Annotated in this window: 28 protein-coding genes; 15 read left to right on the top strand and 13 right to left on the bottom strand. The window is 60.4% G+C overall.

Annotated elements, in window-relative coordinates; translation table 11 throughout:
- Positions 1-138 precede the first annotated feature (138 nt).
- The 3 genes from V6607_RS04980 to V6607_RS04970 form a co-directional block, all read right to left on the bottom strand.
- On the bottom strand, positions 139-1,506 hold the full coding sequence (locus V6607_RS04980; RefSeq protein WP_003212808.1) for a DUF1329 domain-containing protein: 1,368 nt from the start codon (positions 1,504-1,506) through the stop codon (positions 139-141).
- A 26-nt stretch (positions 1,507-1,532) separates the two neighbouring features.
- Positions 1,533-3,323: a DUF1302 domain-containing protein gene (locus V6607_RS04975; RefSeq protein ID WP_023659149.1), complete on the bottom strand. Its 1,791-nt coding sequence runs from the start codon at positions 3,321-3,323 to the stop codon at positions 1,533-1,535.
- 485 nt (positions 3,324-3,808) lie between these two features.
- Positions 3,809-4,720, bottom strand: coding sequence for an SDR family oxidoreductase (locus tag V6607_RS04970; RefSeq protein WP_338743331.1), 912 nt, complete (start codon positions 4,718-4,720; stop codon positions 3,809-3,811).
- Positions 4,721-5,681: 961 nt separating this feature from the next.
- Here V6607_RS04970 and V6607_RS04965 point away from each other — a divergent pair.
- Entirely contained in the window at positions 5,682-6,809 is a 1,128-nt protein-coding gene (locus V6607_RS04965) for an IS481 family transposase (protein WP_338739149.1), read from the top strand.
- A gap of 131 nt (positions 6,810-6,940) precedes the next feature.
- Here the strand turns inward: V6607_RS04965 and V6607_RS04960 are convergent, their stop codons facing one another.
- The 4 genes from V6607_RS04960 to V6607_RS04945 all read right to left on the bottom strand — a co-directional run bounded on the left by V6607_RS04960 (position 6,941) and on the right by V6607_RS04945 (position 9,837).
- Entirely contained in the window at positions 6,941-7,843 is a 903-nt protein-coding gene (locus V6607_RS04960; RefSeq protein ID WP_134325762.1) for an alpha/beta fold hydrolase, read from the bottom strand.
- Positions 7,843-8,625 carry a class II aldolase/adducin family protein gene (locus V6607_RS04955; protein ID WP_134325761.1) on the bottom strand — a complete coding sequence of 261 codons (783 nt, stop codon included), beginning with the start codon at positions 8,623-8,625 and terminating at the stop codon, positions 7,843-7,845. Before V6607_RS04955 ends, V6607_RS04960 begins: the two co-directional genes overlap by 1 nt.
- 149 nt (positions 8,626-8,774) lie before the next feature.
- Positions 8,775-9,461, bottom strand: coding sequence for an LrgB family protein (locus V6607_RS04950; RefSeq protein WP_102368140.1), 687 nt, complete (start codon positions 9,459-9,461; stop codon positions 8,775-8,777).
- Positions 9,451-9,837 carry a CidA/LrgA family protein gene (locus V6607_RS04945; protein WP_087693754.1) on the bottom strand — a complete coding sequence of 129 codons (387 nt, stop codon included), beginning with the start codon at positions 9,835-9,837 and terminating at the stop codon, positions 9,451-9,453. The genes V6607_RS04950 and V6607_RS04945 overlap by 11 nt, the downstream gene beginning before the upstream one ends.
- 99 nt (positions 9,838-9,936) lie before the next feature.
- On the opposite strand from V6607_RS04945, the gene V6607_RS04940 reads away from it, so the two are divergent.
- Complete coding sequence (locus V6607_RS04940; protein ID WP_134325760.1) at positions 9,937-10,833, top strand: LysR family transcriptional regulator; 897 nt, start codon at positions 9,937-9,939, stop codon at positions 10,831-10,833.
- Here V6607_RS04940 and V6607_RS04935 read toward each other — a convergent pair.
- On the bottom strand, positions 10,814-11,269 hold the full coding sequence (locus V6607_RS04935; RefSeq protein WP_003208486.1) for a flavodoxin: 456 nt from the start codon (positions 11,267-11,269) through the stop codon (positions 10,814-10,816). The two genes, V6607_RS04940 and V6607_RS04935, sit on opposite strands and share 20 nt — an antisense overlap.
- A gap of 113 nt (positions 11,270-11,382) precedes the next feature.
- Here V6607_RS04935 and V6607_RS04930 point away from each other — a divergent pair, with 113 nt between their 5' ends.
- Positions 11,383-11,850, top strand: a complete 468-nt coding sequence (locus V6607_RS04930) for a PAS domain-containing protein (protein ID WP_008432316.1) — start codon at positions 11,383-11,385, stop codon at positions 11,848-11,850.
- A gap of 58 nt (positions 11,851-11,908) precedes the next feature.
- Positions 11,909-12,514, top strand: coding sequence for a hypothetical protein (locus tag V6607_RS04925; protein WP_003208483.1), 606 nt, complete (start codon positions 11,909-11,911; stop codon positions 12,512-12,514).
- 2 nt (positions 12,515-12,516) lie between these two features.
- Here V6607_RS04925 and V6607_RS04920 read toward each other — a convergent pair whose 3' ends face one another.
- Entirely contained in the window at positions 12,517-13,443 is a 927-nt protein-coding gene (locus tag V6607_RS04920) for a MerR family transcriptional regulator (protein WP_003208481.1), read from the bottom strand.
- 245 nt (positions 13,444-13,688) lie between these two features.
- Between V6607_RS04920 and V6607_RS04915 the strand changes: the two genes are divergently transcribed.
- Genes V6607_RS04915 through V6607_RS04890 form a run of 6 tightly spaced genes read left to right on the top strand, consistent with a single transcriptional unit; the run spans position 13,689 to position 16,626 of the window.
- A complete protein-coding gene (locus V6607_RS04915) occupies positions 13,689-14,249 on the top strand; it encodes an antibiotic biosynthesis monooxygenase (protein WP_008432309.1) in 561 nt (186 codons plus the stop codon).
- A gap of 57 nt (positions 14,250-14,306) precedes the next feature.
- Complete coding sequence (gene folM, locus V6607_RS04910; RefSeq protein WP_134325759.1) at positions 14,307-15,017, top strand: dihydromonapterin reductase; 711 nt, start codon at positions 14,307-14,309, stop codon at positions 15,015-15,017.
- A gap of 20 nt (positions 15,018-15,037) precedes the next feature.
- Positions 15,038-15,598: a GTP cyclohydrolase I FolE gene (folE, locus tag V6607_RS04905; RefSeq protein ID WP_134325758.1), complete on the top strand. Its 561-nt coding sequence runs from the start codon at positions 15,038-15,040 to the stop codon at positions 15,596-15,598.
- Positions 15,599-15,600: 2 nt separating this feature from the next.
- A complete protein-coding gene (folX, locus tag V6607_RS04900; protein ID WP_003208474.1) occupies positions 15,601-15,972 on the top strand; it encodes a dihydroneopterin triphosphate 2'-epimerase in 372 nt (123 codons plus the stop codon).
- Positions 15,973-15,995: 23 nt separating this feature from the next.
- Positions 15,996-16,292 (top strand): DUF1244 domain-containing protein, encoded by a 297-nt coding sequence (locus V6607_RS04895; RefSeq protein ID WP_008432302.1) that lies wholly within the window; start codon positions 15,996-15,998, stop codon positions 16,290-16,292.
- A complete protein-coding gene (locus V6607_RS04890; protein ID WP_134325757.1) occupies positions 16,285-16,626 on the top strand; it encodes a HopJ type III effector protein in 342 nt (113 codons plus the stop codon). The genes V6607_RS04895 and V6607_RS04890 overlap by 8 nt, the downstream gene beginning before the upstream one ends.
- A gap of 182 nt (positions 16,627-16,808) precedes the next feature.
- Here V6607_RS04890 and trxB read toward each other — a convergent pair whose 3' ends face one another.
- Positions 16,809-17,771 (bottom strand): thioredoxin-disulfide reductase, encoded by a 963-nt coding sequence (gene trxB, locus V6607_RS04885; RefSeq protein ID WP_003208470.1) that lies wholly within the window; start codon positions 17,769-17,771, stop codon positions 16,809-16,811.
- A gap of 293 nt (positions 17,772-18,064) precedes the next feature.
- Here trxB and cysZ point away from each other — a divergent pair, with 293 nt between their 5' ends.
- Together cysZ and V6607_RS04875 are read left to right on the top strand one after the other, a co-directional pair.
- Complete coding sequence (gene cysZ, locus V6607_RS04880; protein WP_003208468.1) at positions 18,065-18,820, top strand: sulfate transporter CysZ; 756 nt, start codon at positions 18,065-18,067, stop codon at positions 18,818-18,820.
- A gap of 64 nt (positions 18,821-18,884) precedes the next feature.
- A complete protein-coding gene (locus V6607_RS04875) occupies positions 18,885-20,087 on the top strand; it encodes a glycosyltransferase family 1 protein (RefSeq protein WP_134325756.1) in 1,203 nt (400 codons plus the stop codon).
- On the opposite strand, the gene V6607_RS04870 is transcribed toward V6607_RS04875, so the two are convergent.
- The 3 genes from V6607_RS04870 to V6607_RS04860 form a co-directional block, all read right to left on the bottom strand.
- Positions 20,056-21,159, bottom strand: a complete 1,104-nt coding sequence (locus V6607_RS04870) for an NADH:flavin oxidoreductase (protein WP_003208465.1) — start codon at positions 21,157-21,159, stop codon at positions 20,056-20,058. The genes V6607_RS04875 and V6607_RS04870 overlap by 32 nt on opposite strands.
- Positions 21,160-21,355: 196 nt before the next feature.
- Entirely contained in the window at positions 21,356-21,838 is a 483-nt protein-coding gene (locus tag V6607_RS04865) for a glutathione peroxidase (protein WP_003208462.1), read from the bottom strand.
- Positions 21,839-21,973: 135 nt separating this feature from the next.
- A complete protein-coding gene (locus V6607_RS04860) occupies positions 21,974-22,459 on the bottom strand; it encodes a peptidylprolyl isomerase (protein WP_003208457.1) in 486 nt (161 codons plus the stop codon).
- On the opposite strand from V6607_RS04860, the gene V6607_RS04855 reads away from it, so the two are divergent.
- The 3 genes from V6607_RS04855 to V6607_RS04845 are packed head-to-tail and all read left to right on the top strand — an operon-like array spanning position 22,428 to position 25,826.
- Positions 22,428-22,766, top strand: coding sequence for a DUF3565 domain-containing protein (locus V6607_RS04855; protein ID WP_003208456.1), 339 nt, complete (start codon positions 22,428-22,430; stop codon positions 22,764-22,766). The two genes, V6607_RS04860 and V6607_RS04855, sit on opposite strands and share 32 nt — an antisense overlap.
- Before the next feature lie 60 nt (positions 22,767-22,826).
- Entirely contained in the window at positions 22,827-24,926 is a 2,100-nt protein-coding gene (gene pta / locus V6607_RS04850; protein WP_003208454.1) for a phosphate acetyltransferase, read from the top strand.
- Positions 24,927-25,826: an acyltransferase gene (locus V6607_RS04845; RefSeq protein ID WP_102606073.1), complete on the top strand. Its 900-nt coding sequence runs from the start codon at positions 24,927-24,929 to the stop codon at positions 25,824-25,826.
- Positions 25,827-25,893: the final 67 nt, after the last annotated feature.

The following is a 25,893-nucleotide window of genomic DNA, read 5'->3' as shown; positions in this document are numbered from 1 at the left end:
CGTTCTAAAGGTGGAACACCGTAAATGTGGGAGCGGGCTTGCTCGCGAAGGCGGTGTATCAGTCACTGATGCTTTAACTGACAGACCGCCTTCGCGAGCAAGCCCGCTCCCACAGTTTCATCGCATTTCAATCAGGTTTTAGCGCACGCCTTCCGAGCGCAATGCTGCCGGCGTGTAGTCGGCCGCCTTGGCCGCAAAGCCGAACACAAAGCTGCTCTTCTCTTCGTTCTTCATGCCCAGGGCGATGTAGCGCCCGGCGATGATGTCGTACAGGGTTTCGACGGTGTAGGCCGGCACCTGATGGTCGTAGTAGAACTGCGCGTGACCTTCAGCAACACGCCACAGCTGGCCGCGGCCGTCGTAGTGGTCCACCAGCGCCACCTGCCAGCTGTCTTCGTCGATGTACATGTGGCGCTTGGCGTAGATGTGCCGCTCGCTCGGCTTGACCGTGCCGATCACTTCCCAGACCCGGTGCAGCTCGTAGCGGGTCAGGTCCTGGTTGATGTGGCCGGCCTTGATGATGTCGTCGTACTTGAGAGTCGGCGAATCGAGCTTGTAGCTGTTGTAGGGAATGTACATCTCCTTCTTGCCCACCAGCTTCCAGTCGTAGCGGTCGGGGGCGCCGGAGAACATGTCGAAGTTATCCGAGGTGCGCAGGCCGTCGGCCGCAGTGCCCGGCCCGTCGTAGGCCACTTGCGGCGCACGGCGTACCCGGCGCTGGCCGGCGTTGTAGACCCAGGCCAGGCGCGGTTCCTTCACCTGGTCGAGCGTCTCATGCACCAACAGTACGTTGCCGGCCAGGCGCGCCGGGGCGGTCACCGATTGCTTGAAGAAGGTCAGTACGTTGGCGCCCTTGACCGGATCCATATCCGGGATCAGTTGCGGCACGGCCACTTCTTCCTCGAAACGGATCGGCGTGTAGCTGCCGTTGGTCTGCGGCGTGGCTTGGGTGATGATGCGGCGCAGGTTGCCGCCGTGGTAACGCGTGATGTGGTTCCACAGCACCTCAACGCCGTTCTTCGGAATCGGGAACGCGTAGTAGCGGTTGCCGGTGAAGTTCTCCAGGCCATTGCCGTCGTTGATCGCATGCACGTTGAGCGCGCTGCGCTTGATCGACTCGTAGATCTCCGGCGGCAGGTTGACCGTGCGGTGGGTCGGGTACACGGGGATCTTGTAGGTTTGCGGGTAGCGCTTGAACATCGCCACCTGGCCTTCGGACAGTTTGTCCTTGTACTTGTCGACCGTGGCGGCGGTGATCACGAACAGCGGCTTTTCATTGGCGAACGGGTCAGCGAGGAAACCCTTGCTGTCCACCGCCCCGGCGTTTTTCGGGATACCACCGGTCCATGCCGGGATCGAACCATCGGCGTTACCGGCCTTCTCGGCGCCCACCGGGGTCAGGGTAGTGCCGAGCTTGGCCGCTTCTTCCGGCGACACTGCGGCCATCACGTTGGCGGCCAACAGGCTCAGGGCCAACACCCCGCATTGCAGAATCATTTTGCGCATAGTCTCTTGTCCTTACTTAAGCCAAATCAGAAGTTCACGCCAAAGCTGAGGGCGATGAAGTCGCGGTCGGTGAGGGTGTTGTAGTCACCGCCAAAAAAGTCGGTGTAGCTCAGGCTCGCGGTGTAGGTGTTGCGGTAGTCCGCATCCACGCCGACGCTGATGGCCTTGGCGCCTTCGTTGAACAGGCCGTTGGGGCCGTAGCCGCTGACGTCCTGGGACCACGACACGTTGGGCTTGAGGTTGACCCCGGCGAATACGTTGTTGTAATCGAGGATGGCCCGGGCGCGATAACCCCAGGAGTTGGCCGTGACAAACCCATCAGTGTCGCCGCCGAAGCCGTACTGGCCGTAGACCGAGTCACGGCCATAACGCAGCTTGGATTTCGCCTCCAGCCCGCCGACGTGCACAAAGGCCGCCTCGCCCACCAGGGTCAGGCGTTCGGCGCCCAGTACCTGGTCGAAGAATTGGGTCATGGTGCTCTGGATCTGGGTGATTTCCTTGCGGCGGTAGCCGGCGTTGTCGGCACCGAAGGAACTGCTGATCGGTGAAGCGGCGTTGCCGGCAATCGGGTTGACCAGGGCCAGCGTCAGGTCGGTGGTGTTGAGTTGTACGGGAGCATTCGGGCGGTAGCTGATTTCGCCGGTCCAGGCGGTGCCGGTGGGCAAGGTGGTGGAGAAACTGGCACCGAACAGGCGGATATTTTCCGGGTAGTCGAGGTAATACTGGCCGCGACCGAGCATCGTGCTTTGCGCCAGGCCGGCCCCGGTACCCGGTGCAATCCCGTTGGCCGCGTTGGCAATAGCGCCAATGGTTGCCAGGTTGGTGTTGGCGGTGATGGTACCGACGGTGGGCGTGCGGCTGTGATAGTTCATGAAGTACAGGCCGTACTCGGTGTCATCCCCCAGCCAGCGCAACGCCATGCCGAACTGGCCGCCATCGCGCGCCTCGCGGTCTTTTGCACGCTGCACCACTACGCCTTCTTTCGTAACCTGGAAGCCCTGGCCAAACGCCGCCGCTACCGGTTGCAATGGTGCAATCGCCGGGCTGCCGACGGTGTAGTTGCCGTTGCAGCCGTGGGCCACCACGTCGTTACCGAAGAAGGTGCCGCAGTTGTCCACCACGGTGTTTTCCCAGTTCAACTGGTAGAAACCTTCCACGCTCAACTGGTTGGTGAGGCTTTGGGAGGCGAACACCATGTTGACCGGAATCAGGCCCTCCTTGATCTCGGCGCCAGGGCGGCGGAACGCGGAAACGTCGATGGGGTTGATGCTGTTGATGGAGTTGCCGATGAACGTACTTTCCCCCCAACTGACCACCTGTTTACCGACGCGCACGTTGCCCGGCAAATCGCCGATGGAATAGTTGTGATAGACAAATGCATCGAGTAATTCGTAGCCGGAAGAGCGCGCGCCTTCGTCGCGGTGGTTATTGCTGATCTGCTTGAATTCGCGGTCTTCGTCCTGCAGTTCGAAGTCGTACCAGTACTTGCCGCGCACGAACACGCCGCTGTCGCCGTACTTGAGTTCCAGGTCGTGGATGCCCTTGAAGATCTTGGAGAAGGTCTCGCCCTTCTTGAAGTTCAGGCGACCATCATCGCCGGTGGAAGCCTGGCCCGTTCCGCCGTTGGGAATGCCCACCAGCTTCTTGTCGGCATCGCGCATGCCCCAGCTGGCACCGACCGACAGCGAGGAATCGAATTGCCCTTCGATCTCGCCGATGTTGAACGAAACAGCCTGCGCCTGGGCACAGCAACCCAAAGCAACCGCAGCGGCCAGCGCCTGTGGCCTGAAGATGGCGCGCATTGTTGTTTTTGTCATGCGTCTTCCCCGGTGGTGTGACAGAAGGCCCCACCCTACTGCCCGCGATCAGGAGCGATAAGCGCACCAAGGAGGTATTCGTGTTGTCGCTCGAAAGGATGAGAGGGCGCTCTGGCCGGGGTTTTGGAGAGGCCATGGACGAGATGGATGAAGGATTATCAGGAGGATGGATGAGGTGTTATTGCCACTGTTGCGGGTTTGGTAACAGTCCTTGTCTCGAATCGCTATTTTTCATTTTGTAACAAAAGCCTATTCTTGCCTGGCTTTCAGGGCAAACCGCCCGCTTCCAGAGTCTGGAAGAACAGCCAGTTTTTTATGGATTGATCAATATTTTCAATCTGTTACCGGTGTTCACTGACGTTGATTTATTGCTCCTTGATCAAACGTCTTACTTCAGCCGCTGCCTTTGCAGCGGCTTTTTTTATGCCTGAAATAAAGCGGGGCGCCATGGCGCCCCGCTTGATTAAAACTTTTTCACGTAATGATCACAGGCTGTACTTCTGCAGGTTGGCCATCATCTCCTTCAAGGCCTCGATGTTGTCCTTGGGGTGAGCGGCCCCGTCGAAGTCACAGATTTGCTGCCAGTGGGCGGCGACATCATCCGGGGAGAACCCGGCTTCAGGGTCGAACCCCACCCCCAGGCTGCGCTCCCAGCGGGTCTTGCCGATCCAGCCGCCGCCCACCTCAAACAGCCCGGAGGTTTCCTGACACGCCTCGCTGCCAAGGTACACCACCAGCGGGCTGATCAATTCCGGCTTGAGGCGTTCGAAGACTTGCGGCGGGATCAGGCCTTCGGTCATGCGTGTACCGCCGGTGGGGGCGATGGCGTTGACCAGGATGTTGTTCTTGCGGCCTTCCAGCGCCAGGGTGCGGGTCAGGCCGTACAGGCCGAGCTTGGCCATGCCGTAGTTGGACTGGCCGAAGTTGCCGTAGACACCGGAGGTGGAGGCGGTGAAGATCACCCGGCCGTAGGCTTGTTCACGCAGGTGGGGCCAGGCGGCGCGGGTTACTTTGTAGGCGCCTTCGACGTGTACGCGGTAGACCAGGTCCCAGTCGCTGTCTTCCATTTTGTGGAAGGTTTTGTCCCGCAGGATCCCGGCGTTGTTGACCACGACGTCGATGCGGCCGAAGGCGTCGAGGGCGTTCTGGACGATCTTGTCACCGTCGGTGACGGAGTCGTGGTTGGCCTCGGCGATGCCGCCGGCTTCGCGGATTTCGGCCACTACGCGGTCGGCCGCCGAGGCGTTGGCGCCTTCGCCCTGGGTTGAGCCGCCAAGATCGTTGACCAGCACTTTGGCGCCGTGTCTGGCGAACAGGAGTGCGTGGGCGCGGCCTAGTCCGCCGCCGGCACCGGTGACGATCACGACCTTGTCTTGGAACTGCACAGGCTCACTCATTGGGGACTCCAGGGGTGGTTAGGGGTGGATGGGTTGAGTGTCAGGCACGGGGCCTGGGGTCACAATAAATACGGCTGGGGGTGAATGGTGCGCGATAAGGCTGGGGGATGATTGGTGTGGGGTAGATGGGGTACATATCCTTTATTTAGGTAACGGCCTCCTATGGTTCCGCTCTTACAGCGGCTCACTTTTGAACAGCGCAAAAGTAAGCAAAACGCTCTTGCCCCACCACTCGGCACCTCGCTTAGGCTCGGTGTGCCCTCACTCCGGCTTTGGACCGTGGGCCGCCGTCATGGGCCATCCTTGGCCCAGGACGGCTAACCCGGCGTCCTGCCGGGTTACCCACGCTCCAAAGCCTGCGTTCGGCCAGCGTGGTTTAACGGGGCGCCCAAGATCAAGATCAAAAGCAAGAGCACAGCGGCCTACCGGCCGGCTTGAGTGTTAAAGAGCAAAAGCCAAATCAAAATCTAAAGCGGGCACGGTCAAAAATGTGGGAGCGGGCTTGCTCGCGAAGGTCGTTAACGATAACGCGGGCATTCTGGATGAACGCGGCGGTCTCAGGTTTTTCGCGAGCAAGCCCGCTCCCACAGAAAAGCAGCTCTGTTTTCGCTCTGGATCTTGCCTTTGCTTTTAACACTCAGGTCGGCTCTCAGGCCGCCGTGCTTTTGATTTTGATCTTGCTCTGACTGCCCCAATAAGCCCGAGGCCGAACGCAGGTATTGCGGAGCGGGTAAACCGGCAGGACGCCGGTTTAGCCGCGCCGGGCCATGGATGGCCCGTCGCGGCGGCCCGCGGAGCAATGCCGGAGTGAGGGAACACCGAGCCTAGGCGAGGTGCCGACAGGCGGGGCAGAGCGTTTTGGTTACTTTTGCGCTTTTTGTACGGACCGGACACATGGTTGACGGGTGTACGGGGACATGGTTGACACTTTTCGGCGAGCTAACTACGCCGGAAAACCATCATGCCCTGGAATACGAGAGACGCCATGAGCCTGAAAAAAGAGTTCGTTGCCTTAGCCCGGCAACCCGGCAGCAATAAACGAGAACTGTGTCGACGGTTCGGTATCAGTCCCCAAACCGCGTACAAGTGGCTCGGTCGCTACGAAGAACAAGGCCAGCAAGGTCTGCTGGAGAAATCCCGCAGGCCAGCCACTAGCCCAAAACTTACCGAGCCCGCGCTGGAGACTGAAGTCTTGGCAATTAGGCGGGAGCATCCAGCCTGGGGCGGCCGCACGATCAGCAATCTGTTAGATAAGCGTATCGCTCCTAGCACTGTCACCAATGTCTTACATCGCCATGGTTTGGTTCAAACGGTCCCAAAAGAGTTACAGGCAGCAAGGTTGAGGTTTGAACACGACGCGCCCAATGATCTTTGGCAGATGGATTTCAAAGGGCATTTCCCAACGCAACAAGGCCGATGCCATCCGCTAACTGTTTTGGACGACCATTCTCGTTTCAACTTGGCAATCAAAGCCTGTGCCAACGAGCGCACAGCCACGGTACAGGAGCAGTTGATCGCGGTTTTTCGGCGCTACGGTTTACCAGCTCGCATCAACGTCGATAACGGGCCCCCATGGGGCTCTCCGCGTAATCCGGGGGAGATCACGGAACTGAGTATCTGGCTCGTTCGCCTAGGTATCAGAGTAAGTTTCAGTCGGCCTTTCCACCCTCAAACCAATGGGAAAATCGAACGATTTCATCGGTCACTCAAGGCTGAAGTGCTCAACGGCCGCCATTTTCGGACGCTTGCAGAAGCGCAAACAAATCTTGATCAATGGCGAGAGGTTTATAACCATCAACGCCCTCATCAAGCCCTGGATTACAAGGTTCCAATGGACCGATACCGAGAAAGCCCCTGGGCTTATCCGGAGACGCTTTTGGCGTTTGAGTACGGGCCGGACGATTTAAAGGCCAAGGTTTATCACAGCCGATTTAAGTTTCAGAAGCGCTATTTCAGGATCGCCAAAGGCCTGGCCGGACATCACATCGCACTACGTCCCAACACTGAGAGTGACGGGCTATTTGACGTCTATTTCTGCCATCATTTTTTGCGAACGATCGACGTGAAACAGCCTGATTACGGTTCATAATGTGTCAACCATGTCCCCGCACATGTGTCCACCATGTGTCCGGTCCGTACACGCTTTTCAAAAGTGACCCGCTGTAAGAGCGGAACCATAAGCCGCCGTTACCTAAATAACGGATATGTACTCAACCCCAATCAAGAATAAGCCACCCGAGCAGCCCCAACCCCAAGCCCCTCCCGAAACGCCAGATAATGCTTCAACACCTGCACCGGCGCCTCAATCTGCGGGTAGTGCCCAATATTCGCCAGCAACACCGTATCCGCGTGCGGCACCAGCTCACGATAACGCTGAACCATATGCCCCCCGGAAATCGGATCAACCTCCCCATCGATCACCCGCAACGGCACCTCCCCCCGCTGCATGGCCGCCACCCATCGATCCCGCTGCCGCCGACGCTGAGGAATATACGCAATCAACTTGTGCAAAATCCGCGGCCCATCCTGGCTCTCGATCAAGCTCCAGAAATCATCCAGCGCACTCTCACTGGGCCGAGTCGCCGGCCCGAAAATCTGCCCGAAACTATTGGCCAGCGCATTACGCCCAAACGCCCGCCCGATCATCCACCCCAACGGGCTCAGCAACAGCTTCTGCACCAACGCCGGACGATGCGTCTCCGGAAACAACCCACCGTTGAGAAACACACCACTGGCCATCTGAAACCGCCCTTCGTAATGCCGCGCCAACAATTCCTGCGCAACACTGTCACCGTAATCATGAGCCAGCACATGCACCGGCTGCTGCACCCAAAGATGCTCCAGCAACGCCTGTTGCAAGTCCGCCTGCTCCAGCAGGCAATAGGTGTGGTCCAGCGGCTTGGCCGAATCGCCAAACCCCAGCATGTCGCAGGCAATCACTTGATAGCGCTGGGCCAACGGCTGCCAGAGGTAATGCCAATCCCAACTGGCCGTGGGAAAACCATGGATCAGCAGCAACGGCTCGCCCTGCCCCGCCACCCAGTACCGAATGGTGCGGCCGCGAAACTCAAAGCTCTGGGCACGCTGGCGCCAGATGCGCAGCGGGATCTCGGCGAGTGGCATCAGCTTTTATACCCGGGGTCGAGTGCATCGAGTTTGCGCAGCAACGCCGGCCACGCCAGCGCGCCGCCCATGCCCTGAGCGCTTTTGGTGACCCCAGCGATCATCGCCCGGGCACCGGCCAATATCTGCGGCGCAATGCTGATCAGTTCAGCGCCACCGTTCTGCGCCATCACCTGGATATCGCAGGTGCGCTGGAAGATGAACATCATCAGGAACGTATCGGCGATGCTCCCACCACAAGTCAGCAAACCGTGGTTGTGCAGCATCAGGAAATTGTTTTCGCCAAGGTCGGCCTGCAAGCGGGCCTTTTCCTCGTGGTTCAGCGCCACACCTTCGTAGGCGTGATAGGCCAGGCTGGACAACACGAACAACGATTGCTGGCTGATGGGCAGCACGCCCTGTTTCTGCGCGGAGACGGCAATGCCGGAAGCGGTGTGGGTGTGCAGCACGCAGACCACATCGTGCCGTACTTCGTGCACCGCACTGTGGATGGTGTAGCCCGCCGGGTTGACCTCGTAGGGACTGTCCATCAGTTTGTTGCCGGCCTGGTCGACCTTCACCAGGCTCGACGCGGTGATCTCGTGGAACATCAGCCCGTAGGGGTTGATCAGGAAGTCTTCGGTGCCCGGCACCTTGGCCGAGATGTGGGTGAAAATCAGGTCATCCCAACCATGCATCGCCACCAGGCGATAGCCCGCGGCGAGGTCGACGCGGGCCTGCCATTCGGCCGCGCTGACCTGGTCTTTTACACTGTGTGTCGATTGAACAGTGGCTAGGCTCACGGCAATGACCTCCTTGGCGCGCTTATTATTGTTTTTTTGAGTGAAGAGGCAGTCTAGTCAGACCTCGAGGCCGCCGTAGTTGCATTGGCAGCCAGCTTGATGACCGAACGGGTCAGTCCTGAGGATAGTTCGATTTTGTTCTGCGCGTGTCAGAGAAGCGACGCCAATAAAGGCGCGGCGAACAGGTTGAGCAACCCGGTCAGCACCATTACCAGGCCCGCCACGGAGCCTTCCTCGCCGCCCACTTCATGAGCCCGGCTGACACCCGCGCCATGAGCGCCCACGCCAAACAATGCGCCACGAGCCAATGGCGTGCGCAACGGCAACCACTTGAGCAGTACGCCGCCGAGCATGGCGCCAAACACCCCGGTGAACATCACGAACACCGCCGTCAGTTCCGGCACGCCGCCCAGGTCGGAAGACACCGGCATCGCGAACGGGGTGGTGATCGAACGGGGCACCAACGACATCGTCACCGAGCTGTCGAGAGCGAGGGCCTTGGCCAGGCCATACGAAGTGGCGATGGACGCCGCACTGCCCGCGACCATCCCCAGCAATAACGCTGACCAGTGGCGCATCAGCAATTGGCGCTGTTGCCAGATCGGAATCGCGAACGCCACGGTCACCGGGCCCAGCACCAGCATCAGCCAGTGGGTGTCGGTGGCGTATTCGGCATAGGCGGTTTTCATCGGCACGGCCACCGCCAGCAGCAGCGCCGGCACCAGGATCAGCGGCGACAGCAGGTAGCGCCCGGTGCGCCGGTAGATCCAGCGGCTGAAGCCGTAGGCACCGAGGGTCAGCGCCAGCCAGAACATCGGCATCAGCTCAAGCTTCATGGCGCAGCTTCCAGCGGCAGACGAATTCCACGGTAAACGCAGTCACCAGCATCACCGACAAGGTGCTGAAGCCGATGACCAACATGATCCGCCAGCCGTCGTGCTTTACCAGGCCGCCGTAGTCCAAGAGGCTCATCAACGCAGGAATGAAGAACAGCAGCATCTCCGCCATCAACACACCGGCGCCCAATTGCAGGGCCGCCGGCTTGACCAGGCCAGTGGCGAAGGTCAGCAACAACAGGCCCAGGCCGACCACACCACCGGGAATAGGCCAGCTCAGCCAGGCGGCCAATTGGCAGCCCAGAAAATATATGGCCAGCAGCACAATCAGTTCAGTCAACAACCGACCGACGACTTTGAAGGTGAAACGTTTCATGAGCTTTGGGTCCTCCCAGGGCACCCATTTTAAAGAGGCGCCTGGCATCCCCACAGCGAATTGTTAGACTGCAAGCTATTCCAAACTGGAATCATGTCGATGGAATTTAAACAGCTGCGCAGCTTTGTCGAAGTGATCCACCGCGGCGGCTTTACCCAGGCCGGCAAAACCCTGCACATCAGCCAGTCCGCCGTCAGCAAGCAGGTGGCACAACTGGAGCAAAGCCTGGGCACGCCGCTGCTGGATCGCCTGGGTTCGCAGATTCGCCTGACGGCTGCCGGACACGTGGTGCTGCAGCGGGCGGAGGCCATGCTGCGCCAGCAAACCGAGTTGCTCAGTGAGCTGGATGACTTGAATCAGTTGACCCGTGGCGAGTTGCGCATGGGCCTGCCGCAGTTGGGCGGCGACACGTTGTTCGCCGGGCTGTTTGCCGAATACCGCCGGCGTTATCCGAACGTCACCATCCAGTTGCTGGAAGGCGGCAGCCGCAATATCGAGCAGGCGATCTTGAGCGGAGAGCTGGAAGTGGGCGGCAGCCTGATGCCCAGCGACCCGGCATTCGCCTGGCAGGCATTCTGCGATGAACCGCTGGACGCCCTGCTGCCGATGGACCATCCATTGGCCGATAACGCGCAGATCCGCCTGGAGGAGTTGGCTGACACGCCGTTCCTGATGTATCAGCGCAGTTTTGTGTTGAACGACCGCCTGCTACAGGCCTGTCAGCAACTGGGCTTCACCCCGAAGGAAAGTGGTCGCAGCGGCCAGGCGGATTTCCTTGCGGCCCTGGTGGCCGCCGGCCAAGGCGTGGTGCTGCTGCCCAGCGTAGTAGCCCGGGGCCTGGTAAGGCCCGGCGTGGTGCGCCTGACACTCAAGGCGCCGGACTACCTGCGCTGGGACATTGCCTTTATCTGGCGTGAGGGTGCCTACCTGTCGAAAGCCGCCCAGGCCTGGCTGGCGTTATTGCGCGAGTTCCCGGTCAACCGCGCAGTGCAGTAACCAACTCGGCCAGCCACGGCTCGGCGTCGGCTTCCGGGGTCACGCTTTCGCTGGCGTCCAGGCGCAGCATCGGCAGCACTTCGTGCACGCCCAACTCGGCAAACAGCTCGCGCATTTGCTCGCCGCCCCCGCAGAAGGTGTCGCCATAGCTGGCGTCGCCCAGCCCGATCACCGCGCCTGGTAGTCCGCGCCAGGCGGCCGGCAGTTGGTCGCGAATGGTCGAATACAGCGGTTGCAGGTTATCGGGCAATTCGCCCATGCCGGTGGTGGAGGTCACGGCTAAAAAGGCCTCGGGGGCAAAACCCTGCACATCGGCCAGGGTGGCGCGCGGGTTGTGCCAGGCGTCGAAGCCGGCAGCGTTGAGGATGCTTGCAGCATGACGGGCGACTTCTTCAGCCGTGCCGTACACCGAGCCGGAAAGGATGGCGACTTTCATCAATCTGATCCTGTAGCTGACTAAAAGCCTGGGATATTAACAGCTGGGGCCCATGGACAGGCCGCCGGCATGTCTTAAACTGCAAACTCCAACTACAAGCCATGGACCGCTCAATGATTAACGCCAAGCTGATGCAACTGGTGATCAACGCTTCCAACGACGGCATCGTTATCGCCGAGCGCGAAGGCAAGGATATGCCACTGATTTACGTAAACCCGGCGTTCGAGCGCATGACCGGCTACACCCTCGACGAAATCCTCTATCAGGATTGCCGCTTCCTGCAATCGGGTGACCGTGACCAGCCGGGCCTGATGGCGATTCGCGAAGCCCTGGAGAGTGGCGGCGCCTGCCGGGAAATCCTGCGCAATTACCGCAAGGACGGCACACATTTTTGGAACGAGCTGTCGTTATCGACGGTTTACAACCCGGCCGACAAACAGACCTATGTGGTCGGCGTGCAGAAGGATGTGACCGTTCAGGTCAAGGCCCAGCAGCGTGTCGCGCAACTGGAAGCCCAGTTGGCTGACCTCAAGGCGGAGCTTGCGGCACTCAAGGCGACGAGCGGATCTAACAAAAACTAGAAAACGCGGTCTTTAAAGAGATAATGGCGTTTTAATACCTTTTTCTTGAGCAAGATCAATGCAACGCGACGCGCTTTTGACGCAGGACGAGCTGGATTTTATTCAGACCATGCACCATAACCCGCAACTCAATGTGCGGGACGCGTCGTCGAGCCTGACGGTCAATGGCGGTGCGCAGATTCGAGATCTGCTCACCCGCCTGGCCGCCCATGACCATGTCACCCTCCAGGCCCAATTCGACAACCAGCAAATGACGTTTCCGCTGCAATTGGTGGAAGACGAGTTTCATGCCGTGCATCTGCGGCTGGGTGTACCGAGTATTTTCGAAGACGGGCCGATGATCCGCCCGTGGCGCCTGGCGCTCGAAGAGCCGGTGCCGCTGGAAAACATCAAGGGCCAGCCCGGTGCGCTGTGGGTACATGAGGTGTCATTCAAGGGATTGCTGGTGGAAATTCGCGGGCGGATCAAGGCGCCAAGAACCTTTTCGCTGTGGTTCAGTCCGTCCGGGTACGAGCGCATTTCGGTGCGGGGCACGCTGGAACGGGAAACTGCCCGAGGATTGTTCGCCTACCGCCTGAGCCAGAACGATGTGGATGAGACCGAGCGCCTGCGCCAGTTTATCCTGCAGCAACATCGCCTTTTTCACCCCGAAGTCCACGCCTGAAGTCAGGTATCCAGGTTACCGCGCAGAAACTGCTGCAAGCGGCGCTGCATCAATCGCCCTTCGTTACCCAGGCAGCCGACGGATGAACCCGCCAGTTGTTCCTGCGCCAACTCCGCCGCATCGCCGGCCAGCAACAGCGGGCAATCCAGGGTCAGGGCCAGCCGTTCAAGGCGCCGAGGCAAGCCATTGGCCGGCGAGTGATTGGAGAACACCACAAGGGCTTGTGGCCTGGTTTTTTCACAGACAAGGGTCAATTCATCCATCGGCTGGCCCACAGCCAGGACCTTGACCGCCAACTCGTCACCGCTCATCAACAGGCCTGCGACCAACAACTCCAGCTCTCGGCACTCCCCCGCAATGGCCGCCAGCAATACCCGCGGCGCCGCTGAGGCACAGCCTATCTGCAGGCGTTTCCAGGTTCGGCTGCGCAGAAATCCATCAAAAAACAGCCATTCACTGGTTTGTCCAAACAACCCCTGATGTCGCAACAGTTGCTGCCAGAGGGGCATCAGGATGTCCTGGAACACCACCGCGACCGGGTAGGCAGCGAAAATCTGGCCATACAACCGGTCCAGTTGCCGGTCGTCGAAGGCACCGACGGCCGTTCGCAACTGCGCCTGCCATTGGGCCCACTCATGCTCTGCACCTGCCGGCGAAGCAGCCGCCGCTTCGACTTGATGATCGTCGCGGGCGAGGATCTTGCCGACCTTGCTCACGGCCACGCCACGCTCGATCCAGTCAAGAATGCGATGAACGGTCTCGATATCGGTGCGCGAATACAGGCGGTGCCCACTTTCGGTGCGAACCGGGTGGATCAGCCCGTAACGCCGTTCCCAGGCACGCAAGGTGACAGGGTTGATGCCTGTCAATCTCGCGACTTCGCGAATCGGAAACAGCTCATCGGAATCGGCAGGGTTGCCAAGGGCCATTTCGGGACGTGGAGCAGTCATTACAGACATCAGGGCATCAATATACTGTCAGGAACTTGGATCCCATTTAACGCCCATACAGCTCTCCGATTCAAGGTCTTCGACAAGCCGACCAATGTCGCTGGTGTATTTCTGCAAAACAGGAATAATCCTTGCCTGTTTTTTCAACGTGGCTGCTTACCCCGCAGCTTCGTTCGTGCGCCGCCTACCCGGCCCAGTGCACCTGATCCTTATGGAGATACACAATGTCTACCTCCCCCGTCACCCTGATGGTCGCGCGCCGCGTGGCCAAGGGTCGCTATGAAGAGTTGATGGCCTGGCTGCGCGAAGGCGAGCAATTGGCCACGGACTTCCCCGGTTACCTGGGTTCAGGCGTGCTTGCACCGCCGCCCAACGATGACGAATTCCAGATTATTTTCCGCTTCGCCGACGAAAAAACCCTGCATGCGTGGGAGTTTTCCGCCTCCCGTGGCGCATGGCTCGGGCGTGGCAGTGAGCTGTTTGCTGCGCCGTCGGAGCATCGCGTACGCGGTATCGACGGCTGGTTTGGCGCCGCCGCCGCACGTCCGCCGCGCTGGAAGCAGGCCGTGGCCATCTGGCTGGCATTTTTCCCGGTGTCGCTGCTGTTCAACTTCGGCCTTGAGCCGCTGCTCAGCGAGTTGGGGTTGTTGAGCCGTGTGCTGGTCAGCACCCTCGCGCTCACGCCATTGATGGTTTACTTCTTTATCCCGTTGTCGACCCACCTGCTGGCCGGTTGGCTGCATCCGGCGCCAGCCCGGGTAAAGGCCACCGAAGCCGCTGCTTGAGTACAAGGGAGGCCGCTCGCTGGTATAGTTTTAGCCTGCCAGCGATTCGAGCCTCCCATGTCTTCAACACCCGCCCCGATCCTGATCACCGGTGCCGGCCAGCGCGTCGGCCTGCATTGCGCCCAGCGCCTGCTGGACGAAGGGCAGCCAGTGATTTTCAGCTACCGCAGCGAACGTCCCGGCGTGCAAGCCTTGCGCGAACGCGGTGCGATCGGTGTGTTTGCCGACTTCTCCAACGAGACCGGTATTCTCGCCTTCATCGACGAACTGAAGACGCACACCCAAAGCCTGCGGGCGATCATTCATAATGCCTCGGTCTGGGTGGCGGAAGCGCCCGGCGACGAGAGCCGCGCCTTTACCGACATGTTCAGCGTGCACATGCTTGCGCCGTACCTGATCAACCTGCATTGTGCTTACCTGCTGCAACGCTCCACGCCTGCGGATATCGTGCACATCAGCGATGACGTGACCCGCAAGGGCAGCCGCCAGCACATTGCCTACTGCGCCACCAAGGCCGGGCTCGACAGCCTGACCTTGTCGTTTGCCGCGCAGCTTGCACCGGATATCAAGGTGAACGGCATTGCCCCGGCAATGGTGATGTTCAACGAGGGCGACGACGCGGCTTACCGCGCCAAGGTCCTGGCCAAGGCGGCACTGGGCATCGAGCCCGGCCCCGAGGTGATTTACCAGAGCGTGCGCTACCTGCTGGATAACCCGTATGTCACCGGTACCACCCTGACCGTCAACGGCGGGCGGCATATCAAGTAAGCCGTTTGCGAGGATGTTGTATGACTTTGTCCCTGCCCCACCACTACCGCGAGATCCTCAAGGGCCTGGGTGAAGACCCCGAGCGCGAGGGTTTGCTCGACACGCCAAAGCGTGCCGCCAAGGCCATGCAGTACCTGTGTCACGGCTACGAGCAGAACCTGGAAGAAATCGTCAACGGTGCGCTGTTTGCCTCCGACAACGACGAGATGGTGATCCTCAAGGACATCGAGCTGTATTCGCTGTGCGAGCATCATCTGCTGCCCTTTATCGGCAAGGCCCATGTGGCCTATATTCCGACCGGCAAGGTGCTCGGCCTGTCGAAGCTGGCGCGTATCGTCGACATGTTCGCCCGTCGCCTGCAGATCCAGGAAAACCTCACGCGGGAAATCGCCGACGCCATCCAGACGGTGACCCAGGCCGCCGGCGTGGCGGTGGTGATCGAAGCCAAGCACATGTGCATGATGATGCGCGGTGTCGAAAAACAGAATTCAACCATGAACACCTCGGTGATGCTCGGCGCCTTCCGCGAGTCGAACACCACGCGCATGGAGTTCCTGCAACTGATTGGACGGAGCAAGTAGCAATGCCACAACTTCAGCCAGGCATGGCGCGCATCCGGGTCAAGGACCTGTGCCTGCGCACGTTTATCGGGATCAACGAGGATGAAATCCTCAACAAGCAGGATGTGTTGATCAACCTGACCATCCTGTATGCCGCCCAGGAAGCCGTGCGCGACAACGACATCGACCACGCGCTGAACTACCGCACCATCACCAAGGCGATCATCGCCCATGTGGAAGGCAATCGCTTTGCCCTGCTGGAGCGCCTGACCCAGGAGATCCTCGACCTGGTGATGAGCAATACATCGGTGCTGTACGCCGAAGTCGAAGTCGACAAACCCCATGCGTTGCGTTTTGCCGAATCGGTGTCGATCACCCTGGCGGCCAGTCGCTAACCCTTACCTTTGCAGTGAGCATCATGAACGATCAACAACGCCTCGAACTCGAAGCCGCCGCCTTCCGCCGGCTGGTGGCCCACCTGGACAGCCGCAAGGATGTGCAGAACATCGACCTGATGAACCTCTCGGGCTTCTGCCGCAACTGCTTGTCCAAGTGGTACAAGGCCGAGGCCGACGAGCGCCAGATCGAGCTGAGCCTCGATGACGCCCGTGAAGTGGTGTACGGCATGCCGTACGCCGAGTGGAAAGCCCAATACCAGCAAGAAGCCAGTGCCGAACAGCAAGCGGCATTCGCCAAAGGAAAAACCCATGACTGACCTGAACACCCTGCGCGCCAGCCTCAACAGTGGCAAACATGTTTTTGCCGATACCCTGGCCTTTGTAGCTGCCGGTTACGACTACCAGCCACAAGCGTTCACCAATGGCAGCGTGGAAAACGCCGCCGGGCAGAACGAAGGTTCGTGCAAGACCCTGGGCCTGGCGCTGCTGGAAGGCTTGAGCGACCAGGAAGCGCTGTTGGCGTTTGGCGAGCATTACCGTTCGGTGCTGGCCACGCCTGAAGGCAATGACCATGGCAACATTCGTGCGCTGATCGAGCATGGGTTGGCGGGTGTGAAGTTTGCCGCACAGCCACTGACCCGCAAATCCTGAGTCAGACATAGATCAAAATGTGGGAGCGGGCTTGCTCGCGAAAGCAGAGTGTCAGTCAATACATCGGGTGACTGACACACCGCTTTCGCGAGCAAGCCCGCTCCCACATTTGGACTGCGGTGATCATCAAATCCCGTGCATAAAAAAACCGGCCTCGCAGCCGGTTTTTTTGTTTCTACGGTTTAGAACGAAGCGTCCTTCAAACCGTCGAGGTAACGCTCGGCATCCAGTGCCGCCATGCAACCGGCGCCGGCGGAGGTGATCGCCTGGCGGTACACGTGGTCGGCCACGTCACCGGCAGCGAAGATACCTTCGATGTTGGTGGCCGTCGCATTGCCTTCACGGCCGCCTTGCACGATCAGGTAACCATCTTTGGCATCCAGCACGCCTTCGAACAACGAGGTGTTCGGAGTGTGGCCGATGGCGATGAACACGCCGTCGACTTTCAGCTCGTCGAAGCTGCCGTCGTTGTTCTTCAGGCGAGCACCGGTCACGCCCATGTTGTCGCCCAGGACTTCATCCAGGGTGGCGTTGAGCTTGAGGATGATCTTGCCTTCGGCCACGCGGGCATGCAGCTTGTCGATCAGGATCTTCTCGGCGCGGAAGGTCTCGCGGCGGTGAACCAGGGTCACGGTGCTGGCGATGTTGGCCAGGTACAGCGCTTCTTCCACCGCGGTGTTGCCGCCACCGACCACAGCCACTGGCTTGTTGCGGTAGAAGAAACCGTCGCAGGTTGCGCAGGCGGAAACGCCCTTGCCCATGAACGCTTCTTCCGACGGCAGGCCCAGGTAACGAGCGCTGGCGCCGGTGGCGATGATCAGCGCGTCACAGGTGTACACGCCGCTGTCGCCGGTCAGGCTGTAAGGCTTCTTGGAGAAGTCGACCTTGTTGATGTGATCAAACACGATCTCGGTTTCGAAACGCTCCGCGTGCTCTTTCATGCGCTCCATCAGCACCGGGCCGGTCAGGCCGTGGACGTCGCCCGGCCAGTTGTCGACTTCAGTGGTGGTGGTCAACTGGCCGCCCGCTTGCATGCCGGTGATCAGCAACGGCTTGAGGTTGGCCCGGGCAGCGTAGACGGCAGCGCTGTAACCGGCAGGGCCGGAACCGAGAATAATCACTCGCGAATGACGGGTATCAGACATGACTCACTCCTATCGACCGCCCGGACTACAGAACGGCTGGAATAAAAAAGGACCGCGAAGCACTTGGGGAAGGCTTGAACTCGCAGATCCTGAAAATAATGGGTGCAGCGTATAGAGGGAGGCAAGATTAAGGAAATACGGATTAACAATCCAGCTCATAGGTGGTCTCTATCCCATGCCCTCTATTAATCGACACCTTTGTTACCGTTAATGTCGCGATGCGGGCCGTGCTTTCCCGGTACTCCCAAAGCCGGTAAGGTCGGCGCGTTCGCCCCTATTGCCCGGAGTTATCCATGCCCGCCCCCGTTCTTTCAGGCCCACAGTACCTGCGCGAAGGTCTCAAACTGGTACTCAGCCCCGGCCTGCGGCTGTTTGTGCTGCTGCCGCTGGCAATCAACCTGATCCTGTTCGTCGGATTGATCTACTTCGCCGGCCATCAGTTCAGCCTGTGGGTCGACACACTCATGCCGACGCTGCCGAGCTGGCTGAGCTTCCTCAATTACCTGTTGTGGCCTTTGTTTGTGGTGCTGGTGGTGCTGATGGTGTTTTTCACCTTCACCATGCTTGCCAACATCATCGCCGCGCCGTTCAACGGCTTTCTGTCGGAAAAGGTTGAAGTGGTGGTGCGCGGCACCGATGATTTCCCGGCGTTCAGCTGGGGCGAACTGGCGGCCATGGTCCCGCGCACCCTGGCCCGGGAAATGCGCAAACTGGGTTACTTCCTGCCCCGGGCCATCGGCCTGTTTATCCTGTCGTTCATCCCGGTGGTCAATCTGGTGGCAGCACCGCTGTGGCTGCTGTTTGGTGTGTGGATGATGGCGATCCAGTACATCGACTACCCGGCCGACAACCACAAGCTGGGTTGGAACGAAATGCTCGCCTGGCTGCGCCAGAAGCGCTGGCAGAGCATGAGCTTCGGCGGCATCGTCTACCTGGTGCTGCTGGTGCCAGTGGTCAACCTGCTGATGATGCCGGCGGCGGTGGCCGGGGCGACGTTGTTCTGGGTGCGTGAGCAGGGCGCCGAGGCCATGGCCATTAAAAAGGCCTGAGCCGTCACAAATCCATCATCCAAAAGACACAATGACGACATGGCCCACGCCGACACTGTGGGTCATGACGACAGCTTCGCTCCACATCACCCTGATCACCGAAACCTTCCCGCCAGAGATCAACGGGGTGGCCAATACCCTTGGCCGCCTGTGTGAAGGTTTGCGCGCGCGTGGGCATCAAGTCGAACTGGTTCGCCCGCGCCAGGGCAGCGACCAGAGCCGGCCCAGTGACGATGGCCTGATGCTTTGCCGCGGCTGGCCTTTGCCGGGTTATCCGGGGCTGCAATGGGGCCAGTCGTCGATGCACAAGCTGTTGCGGCGCTGGACCCGCCAGCGCCCGGATGTGTTGTATATCGCCACGGAAGGGCCGCTGGGTTTGTCGGCGTTGCGGGCGGCGCGGCGCCTGGGGATCAGCGTGGTGAGTGGCTTTCACACCAACTTCCAGCAGTATTCCAACCAGTACGGCCTGGGCATGCTGAGCCGGGTGCTGACCCACTATCTGCGCTGGTTCCATAACCGCTCGACCCTGACCCTGGTGCCCAGCGCCAGCCAGCGACTGGAGCTGGAGCGGCGCCATTTCGAGCGCCTGGGCATGCTCGCGCGCGGTGTCGACAGCCAGCTGTTTCACCCGGCCAAACGCGACAATGCGTTGCGTGAAAGCTGGGCACTGACCAGTGAGCAAACTGCCGTGCTGCATGTCGGCCGCCTGGCCCAGGAAAAAAACCTCGGGTTACTCAAGCGCTGTTTCGAGACGCTGCAGGACACGTATCCACTGCGCCAGATGAAACTGATCATCGTCGGCGATGGCCCGCAACGGGCGATGCTGGAAAAGGAACTGCCGGAGGCGATTTTCTGCGGCACCTTGCGCGGTGAGGAACTGGCCCGGCATTACGCGTCCGGGGATGTGTTCCTGTTTCCCAGCCTGACCGAAACCTTCGGCAACGTGGTGCTGGAGGCCATGGCTTCAGGGTTGGGCGTGGTGGCATACGACCAGGCGGCCGCAACCCAGCACATTCGCCATGGCTACAGCGGCGTGCTGGCGATGCCGGGGGATGAAGAAGCGTTTTGCGATGCGGCCAATTGGCTGCTGGAAGAGCGCGAGAGCTTGCGCCGGGTGCGGCTCAATGCCCGGCAACACGCCAGCCGTCAGGGTTGGCCGGCGATTATCGAGCAGTTTGAGCGCCAATTACGCGGGGTGTGCGAGGACGAGCAACCGGTGCCCGCCCTGTCGCCCCTTACACCAACGTCGTCAACGCCTCACGACTGAACGGCAGGATGTCGCCTTCACGGCCTTCGCGAACCTTCAGTGCCCAATCCGGATCCACCAGCAGCGCACGGCCCACAGCGACCAGGTCGAACTCGTCGTTGTTCAGGCGCTCCAGCAGTTTTTCCAGGCTGGCGGGTTGCGCCACTTTGTCGGTGTTGACCATGAACTGCAGGAACTCGCCATCCAGGCCGACGCTGCCCACGGTGATGGTCGGCTTGCCGGTGAGCTTGCGGGTCCAGCCGGCCAGGTTCAGCTCGGAGCCTTCGAATTCCGGTTCCCAGAAACGGCGGGTGGAGCAGTGGAAAATATCCACGCCAGCGTCAGACAGCGGCTTGAGGAATTCACCCAAGGCTTCCGGGGTTTGCACCAGGCGCGCGGTGTAGTCCTGCTGCTTCCACTGGGAGAAACGCAGGATGATCGGGAAGTCCGGGCCCACGGCGGCGCGGACGGCCTGGATCAATTCGATGGCGAAACGCGAACGGTTGGCCAGGCTGCCGCCGTATTCGTCGGTGCGCTGGTTGGTGCCTTCCCAGAAGAACTGGTCCACCAGGTAGCCATGGGCGCCGTGGATTTCAACGCCGTCCATGCCGATGCTCTGGGCATCCTTGGCAGCCTGGGCGAACGCGGCGATCACGTCCTTGATGTCTTGCACGGTCATGCCGTGGACGACGACGTTGCCGTCCTTGAGTTTTTCGGTGGGGCCGTAAGCCGGGACGCTGGCATCCGGCTCGGTGCCGATGCGCCGTACGCTGCCCACATGCCACAGTTGCGGAACGATCTTGCCGCCTTCGGCATGTACCGCGTCGACTACTTTCTTCCAGCCGGCCAGGGCGGCTTCACCGTAGAAGTGCGGGACGTTCGGGTAGCCGTTGGAAGCCGGGTGGCCGACCACGGTGCCTTCGGTGATGATCAGGCCGACACCGGCGGCGGCGCGGCGGCGGTAGTACTCGATCACTTTGGAGTTGGGCACGCCACCCGGAGAAAAGGAACGGGTCATCGGCGCCATGACCACGCGACTCGGCAGTTGCAGTGCACCGAGCTGGAACGGTTTGAACAAAGCTTGGACAGGCATGGGAGCACTCCATCGGAAAGGAATTTATGATGTGGATAATATGGAGTGTGCAGCGTGTTGGATAGCACTATTGATTGGGGTGATTAAGGGGTAAAAGCGGGAGGGCATGGGGCTGCTTCGCAGCCCAGCGGGAGCAAGCTCCCTCGCCACAGGAAGCTCCCTTGCCACAGAAACTCACTCGACAATGCTGAAAGTATCAGCTCAATGCTTTTTCGATCGCCTGAATAATGGAGGGGTCATCCGGCGGTGTACGCGGCGAGAAACGCGCCAGCACCCGGCCGTCCTTGCCCAACAGGAATTTCTCGAAGTTCCAGGTGATGTCCCCGGGAAATTCGGCGCCCTCGCCCGCCAGCAATCGATACAGCTGGTGGCGATCGTGGCCATTCACCTCAAGCTTGCTGCCCAGGGGAAAGGTCACGCCGTAGTTGAGGCTGCAGAATTCCTGGATTTCTTCTTCAGTACCCGGTTCCTGCCCGGCAAATTGATTGCACGGCAGCCCGAGTACGGTGAAACCCTGGTCTTTGTATTGCTGATAGAGGTTTTCCAGCGCGGCGTACTGTGGGGTCAACCCACATTTGGAGGCGACGTTGACCACCAGCACGACTTGCCCCTTGAAGGGCGCCAGAGGCAGCTCCTGACCATCCAGGGCTTTGAGTTTAAGGTCGTGGAAAGCACTCATGACGAACTCCAGATATCCCATGTTCTTCGTAACGGCCATTCGAGATTACAGCCGCCAAGTCGGCAAGAATAGCCGCCAAATGAAAAAGGCGCCCGAAGGCGCCTTTTTCCAACTGACAGAGCGTCGCTCAGTCAATTAATGGTGGTGACCACCTTCGCCGTGCACGTGGCCGTGGGCCACTTCTTCCTGGGAAGCGTCACGGATAGCGACGATCTTCACCTGGAAGTTCAGGCGCTGGCCAGCCAGCGGGTGGTTGCCGTCGACGGTCACATCGTCGCCGTCCAGGTCACGGATGGTGACGATTTGCATCTGGCCGTCCGGAGCGGAAGCGTGGAACTGCATGCCCACTTCCAGCTCGTCGACACCTTCGAACATGCTGCGGCTCAGGGTGCTGACCAGTTCGGCAGCGTATTCGCCGTAGGCATCTTCAGGTTCTACGGCAACGGTCAGTTCGTCACCGACCTCTTTGCCTTCCAGGGCCTTTTCCAGGCCCGGGATGATGTTACCTGCACCTTGCAGGTAGACCAGCGGCGCGCCGCCGGCAGAACTGTCGATGACCTCACCAGCGTCGTTGGTCAGGGTATAGTCAATGGAGACAGCCTTATTGGCGGCGATCGGCATGGGGCGAGACCTTTTGCAGAAGAATGAAGAACGGACAAGTCTAAACAAGGATTTGCCCGAAAGCGAACACAACCCGGACGGACGGGGTCGAACAACTGACCCGACGGTCGTCGGATTTCACCAGGACGAAGACCGGCACTGGGTCGTCGAGCTTTCCTGCGGCCACACCCAGCACCTGCGCCACCAGCCACCCTGGCAGTCCCGGGCCTGGGTCACGGACCCGGCGCAACGCCTTGAAAAAATAGACAAGCCCTTTACGTGCGGCTGGTGTGCGCAAGGCTCAGATAAAGATAACCTTGGCACCTGATTCCCGGTAGGCGGCCAGCCATAGGCCGCCACCGAAGCCATGCACCTCCAGAGAATTCGCATGCAGACTTTTTTTATCGCGCCCACCGATTTTGGTGTGGGTCTGACCTCCATCAGCCTTGGGCTGGTGCGCACCCTTGAACGGGCCGGGCTGAAAGTCGGCTTCTTCAAACCGATTGCCCAGCCGCACCCCGGCGACACCGGCCCCGAGCGCTCCACCGAGCTGGTCGCCCGCACCCACGGCCTGAAACCGCCCCAGCCTCTGGGCCTGGCCCATGTCGAACGGATGCTCGGCGACGGCCAGCTCGACGAGCTGCTGGAAGAAATCATCACCCTTTACCAGCAAGCCGCCGTGGGCAAGGACGTGCTGATCGTCGAAGGCATGGTGCCGACCCGCAGCGCCAGCTATGCGGCCCGGGTCAACCTGCACCTGGCCAAGAGCCTGGACGCCGAGGTGATCCTGGTCTCGGCCCCGGAAAACGAAGTGCTGACCGAACTCTCCGGCCGCGTGGAATTGCAGGCCCAGCTGTTCGGCGGCCCGAAAGATCCAAAAGTGCTGGGTGTGATCCTCAACAAGGTGCGCACCGACGAAAGCATGGAAGCCTTCTCGGCGCGGCTCAAAGAGCATTCGCCTCTGTTGCGCAGCGGCGATTTCCGCCTGTTGGGCTGCATCCCCTACCAGCCGGAACTCAACGCCCCGCGCACCCGCGACGTGGCCGACCTGATGGGCGCGCAGATCCTCAACGCCGGTGACTACGAAACCCGGCGCATGACCAAAATCATCATCTGCGCCCGCACCATGCGTAACACTGTGGAGCTGCTCAAGCCCGGCGTATTGGTGGTGACCCCCGGCGACCGCGACGACATCATCCTCGCTGTCAGCCTGGCCGCCATCAACGGCGTGCCGTTGGCCGGCCTGCTGCTGACCAGTGACACCCTGCCCGACCCACGGATCATGGACCTGTGCCGGGGCGCGTTCCAGGCCGGTTTGCCGGTGCTGTCGGTGAGCACTGGCTCCTACGACACCGCCAACCAGCTCAACAGCCTGAACAAGGAAATCCCGATTGATGACCGCGAACGTGCGGAGATCATCACCGATTTCGTCGCCAGCCACCTCGACGCCCGCTGGCTGCACCAACGCTGCGGCACGCCGCGGGAGATGCGCCTGTCGCCGGCGGTGTTCCGTTATCAACTGATCCAGCGCGCCCAGGCGGCCAACAAGCGCATCGTGTTGCCCGAAGGCAGCGAGCCGCTGACCGTGCAGGCCGCCGCCATCTGCCAGGCACGCGGGATCGCCCGTTGCGTACTGTTGGCCAAGCCGGCCGACGTGGAAGCCGTAGCCCGCGCCCATGGCATCGAACTGCCCGAAGGCCTGGAGATTCTCGACCCGGACCTGATTCGCCAGCGCTACGTCGAGCCGATGGTGGCCCTGCGCAAAACCAAAAGCCTCAACGCGCCGATGGCCGAGCAGCAACTGGAAGACACCGTGGTGATCGCCACCATGATGCTCGCTCTGGATGAAGTGGACGGCCTGGTCTCCGGCGTCATCCACTCCACTGCCAATACCATTCGCCCGGCCTTGCAACTGATCAAGACCGCGCCGGGCTGCACCCTGGTCTCGTCGGTATTTTTCATGCTGTTCCCCGAGCAAGTGCTGGTATACGGCGACTGCGTGATGAACCCGCACCCCAGCGCGGCGGAGCTGGCGGAAATCGCCCTGCAAAGCGCCGACTCGGCCGCCGCATTCGGTATCACGCCACGGGTGGCGATGATCAGTTACTCCAGCGGTGATTCGGCCACGGGCGAGGAGGTCGAGAAGGTCCGCGAAGCCACCCTGCTCGCCCACGAAGCCCAAAGCTCGCTGCTGATCGACGGCCCGTTGCAGTACGACGCCGCCGCCAACGAAAGCGTGGCCCGGCAACTGGCGCCCAACAGCCTGGTGGCGGGCAAGGCCACGGTGTTCGTGTTCCCGGATCTCAACACCGGCAACACCACCCACAAGGCCGTACAGCGCAGTGCCGATTGCGTCAGCCTGGGCCCAATGCTGCAAGGCCTGCGCAAACCGGTGAACGACCTGCCCCGCGGGGCGCAGGTGGACGACATCGTGTACACGATCGCATTGACCGCGATTCAAGCCGCCAACCGACCTATGGATGTCTAAATGCTGGATTTTCTACCTGCCGCCGTGCGCGGGGTGATCGCCTCGCTGTTGCTGGCGTTGAATACGATTTTGCTGTGCTCGTTCCTGTTTATCGTGGCGCTGTTCAAGGCGCTGCCGTTTGCCAAACGCTTCAGTGAATGGCTGATGAACCAGACCCACGAGGCCTGGATCAGCAACAACAAGGCCTGGATGAACCTGGTGCGACGCACCCGCTGGCACCTGAAAGGCCTGGAAGGCCTGGACTATGAACACTCATATCTGGTGACCAGCAACCACCAGAGCTGGGTCGATATCATGGTGCTGCAATACGTGCTCAACCGGCGCATTCGCCCGCTGAAGTTCTTCCTCAAGCAAGAGCTGATCTGGGTCCCGGTGATTGGCTTGGCGTGGTGGACGCTGGGCTTCCCGTTCATGAAGCGCTACACCAAGGCGTACCTGGAAAAGCACCCGGAAAAGAAAGGCAAGGACCTGGAAACTACCCGCAAGACCTGCGCGAAGTTTCGCCACAACCCGGTGGGAATCTTCAACTTTGCCGAAGGCACGCGGTTTACCCCGGGCAAGCATGCACAGCAACAGTCACCGTTTCGCTACCTGCTCAAGCCCAAGGCCGGCGGCATTGCCTTTGTGCTGGATGCCATGGGTGAACAGCTGAAGTCGCTGGTGAACGTGACCATTCACTATCCTGGTGGGCGCCCCGGTTATTGGGATTTGCTGTGCGGGAATGTGAAGGACGTTGTCGTGCAGTTTGAAGAGGTGCAGATTCCGGCCGAGTTTATCGGCAAGAATTATGAGCAGGACGGGGAATATCGGTTGGCGTTCCAGGGCTGGATCAACCGGTTGTGGGAAGAGAAGGATGTGCTGCTCGCCAAATTGCACACAGATTATCCCGCCAGTCGCTGATCAAAATGTGGGAGCGGGCTTGCTCGCGAATGCGGTGTGCCAGCCTATACATGTGGCGGCTGACACT

Origin of the sequence: Pseudomonas sp. KK18, assembly GCF_037094675.1 — a bacterium.
In the GTDB taxonomy this organism is placed as follows: domain Bacteria; phylum Pseudomonadota; class Gammaproteobacteria; order Pseudomonadales; family Pseudomonadaceae; genus Aquipseudomonas.
Note: the sequence above shows the minus strand (reverse complement) of the source record. Positions and strands in the feature narration are given on the sequence as shown.